Source organism: Streptomyces sp. ActVer (assembly GCF_027270795.1).
Classification (GTDB): Bacteria; Actinomycetota; Actinomycetes; order Streptomycetales; family Streptomycetaceae; genus Streptomyces; species Streptomyces umbrinus_A.
Genome location: NZ_JAPWHT010000746.1, coordinates 1 through 2,929 on the forward strand (window position 1 = coordinate 1; position 2,929 = coordinate 2,929).

2 protein-coding genes are annotated in these 2,929 nt (G+C 68.9%); both read left to right on the forward strand.

Going from position 1 to position 2,929, the window contains the following annotated elements; all coding sequences use genetic code 11:
- The first annotated feature begins 232 nt into the window (after positions 1-232).
- Positions 233-1,588: a sensor histidine kinase gene (locus O3Q52_RS51490; protein ID WP_269655305.1), complete on the forward strand. Its 1,356-nt coding sequence runs from the start codon at positions 233-235 to the stop codon at positions 1,586-1,588.
- Between the two features lie 183 nt (positions 1,589-1,771).
- Entirely contained in the window at positions 1,772-2,443 is a 672-nt protein-coding gene (locus tag O3Q52_RS51495) for a response regulator transcription factor (protein WP_189844607.1), read from the forward strand.
- Positions 2,444-2,929: the final 486 nt, after the last annotated feature.

A 2,929-nucleotide genomic window follows, 5' to 3' on the forward strand; every position in this document is an offset into this window, starting at 1 on the left:
TGTATTCATGCCGGCCACCGTCGTGGGCCCGGCGCGCTGCACAGCCTCAGCCGTACCCCGAACCCAGCCTCAAGCCCGGCCGCGGCCCCAGTCCCAACCCCAACTTGGGCCCCGGCCCCCAGAAGGTAGGGAAAACCCCCGCCCCAAGACGCCGACTCGCTCCATGTCCCGGCTGCGCGGGACCGAGCACTGTGGAGTTACAACAGCGGACGAGTAGAAACGGACGGCGGCCATGGCCACGGAGTACGGACAGGGATACGGGTGGGACGGCGGACCCGGCTTCCGCGGGGAGGGCGCCGAGGAGCGGCGGCACCTGCTCCCGGCCGCGCTGCGGGCGCCGATCGAGGCGCGCAGCTGGCGTGAGTTCGGGTATCTGATGCTGAGTCTGCCGATCAGCATCATCATGTTCACCTTCGCCGTGACGATGGCGTCCCTCGGCGCGGGCCTGCTGGTCACGTTCCTGGGCATCCCGGTACTCGCCGCCGCCCTCGCGGGCTGCCGCGGTCTCGGCGCGCTGGAGCGGACCAGGGCTCGCGCGCTGCTGGGGCTCGACGTCGCGGCGCCGGAGCCGTTGCGGATGTCGAAGCAGGGCGCGATGGCGTGGATGGGCGCGACGCTGAAGAGCGGCGCGTCCTGGCGGCACCTGCTGTACTCGGTGCTGCACTTCCCCTGGGCCGTGTTCGCCTTCTCGGTGGCCATCAGCTTCTGGACGTACGGCTGGGCGATGCTGACGTACCCCCTGTGGTTCTGGCTGTTCCCGGTCTACGGCGGGCAGGACGGGCTCCAGCTGTACGGGGACCAGGGGCACAGCATCTATCTGGACAACCCCTTCGAGATCACGGTGACCGCGCTGGTGGGCCTGCTGCTCACGATGGCCACGCCGTGGATCGTGCGGGCACTGACGCAGGTGGACCGGCTGCTGGTGCACGGTCTGCTCGGGCCGTCGAAGCTGGCCACGCGGGTCGTCGAGCTGGAGTCGGACCGGGGCGTCGTGATCGACACGGCGGCTGCCGACCTGCGGCGCATCGAGCGCGATCTGCACGACGGCGCGCAGGCCCGGCTGGTGGCCCTCGCCATGGATCTGGGGCTCGCGAAGGAGAAGCTCACGGAGGATCCGCAGGCGGCGGCGCGGATGGTGGGCGAGGCGCACGGCGAGGTGAAGACGGCGCTTCAGGAGCTGCGGGACCTGGCGCGCGGGATCCATCCCGCGGTCCTCACCGACCGCGGTCTGGACGCCGCGCTGTCCTCGGTGGCGTCCCGGTGCACGGTTCCCGTGCAGGTCGAGGTCGATCTGCCGGCCCGGCCGGCGCCGGCCATCGAGGGGATCGCGTACTTCACCGTCTCGGAGCTGCTGCAGAACATCAGCAAGCACTCGGGGGCCACCCGGGCCTCCGTCGATGTCTGGCGGATCGAGAACCGGCTCATGATCCAGGTGGTCGACAACGGTGTGGGCGGTGCGGATGTCGCCGCCGGCTCGGGGCTTGCGGGGCTGGCGGAGCGGCTCGACGCGGTCGACGGGATCCTCGTGGTGGACTCCCCTGCCGCCGGGCCGACCCGCATCACGGCGGAGCTGCCCTGGCGGGGGTGAGCGGTTTCCTTCATGTTGGCGGTGGGTCCGGGGAGTTTCCTCTCCCCGGACCCACCGCTTCCCGCGACCGGGGGCTCCGCCCTCAGGGCCGCGGACCGACAACGATTCCCTCACCCACCCTCAGTTGGTCCCAAATGCTGGAATGCTGGGGGTTGACGTACGAGCGTGGGGGGCCGAGCAATCGTGGAGGACAGGGTGCGTGTGGTCATCGCCGAGGATTCAGTGCTGCTCAGGGAGGGCCTGACCCGGTTGCTGACCGACCGTGGGCACGAGGTGATCGCCGGAGTCGGCGACGGGGAGGCGTTGATCAAGACGATCACGGAGTTCGCGGCGCAGGACGCGCTGCCGGACGTCGTGGTCGCGGACGTACGGATGCCACCGACGCACACGGACGAGGGCGTGAAGGCGGCCGTGCAGCTGCGCAAGCAGCACCCGGGACTCGGGGTACTCGTGCTGTCCCAGTACGTGGAGGAGCAGTACGCCACCGAACTGCTCGCCGGTTCCAGTCACGGTGTCGGCTATCTGCTGAAGGACCGGGTAGCCGAGGTGAGGGAATTCGTGGACGCGGTCGTCCGCGTGGCCCGCGGCGGCACCGCGCTGGATCCCGAGGTCGTCGCGCAGTTGCTCGGACGCAGCCGCAAGCAGGACGTCCTCGCGGGGCTGACGCCACGCGAGCGGGAGGTCCTAGGACTCATGGCCGAGGGGCGGACGAACTCCGCGATCGCACGACAGCTCGTGGTCAGCGACGGCGCGGTCGAGAAGCACGTGAGCAACATCTTCATGAAACTGGGCCTGTCCCAGAGTGACGGGGATCACCGGCGTGTTCTCGCGGTCCTCACCTACCTGAACTCCTGACGACCTGACACTGTGTCAGGAAATCCACCACAACTCGAAAAGCAGTCGCCACCACAACGCGAGCACGAGAGCCGATCGTGGGCACGAGGGCCGAGTGCGAGTCACGAGGCCGATCGCGAGCACGAGAACCAAAGGATGAGCACCAAGCGTCTTCACAGGTAACGCCGGGGGGCGGATAAATCATGGCAAATCTGGGTGTCCGACGGTCTCGAAAAGGGGTCCACCGTACGAACGGTCAGGGGAAGGCGACCCTTAGCGACGTAGGGTTGGACCCGGGATGGCCTGCGGGAGGGCCGATCCCGGACAGCCGCCTCGAAGGAGGTTCACTTCAGTGACCAGTCAGGTCAGCAGTCCAGCCGAGCATGCCGACGGAACCGTCGTGGGAGAACAGCGCAAACCGGCGGGCACAAAGGATGTACGCCGGCTGGACCGGGTGATCATCCGGTTCGCGGGGGACTCCGGTGACGGTATGCAGCTCACCGGGGA

What these genes read in the sequence shown, in the direction of transcription:
- O3Q52_RS51490 (WP_269655305.1), top strand. Translation starts at nt 233, where the DNA reads ATGGCCACGGAGTACGGACAGGGATACGGGTGGGACGGCGGACCCGGC.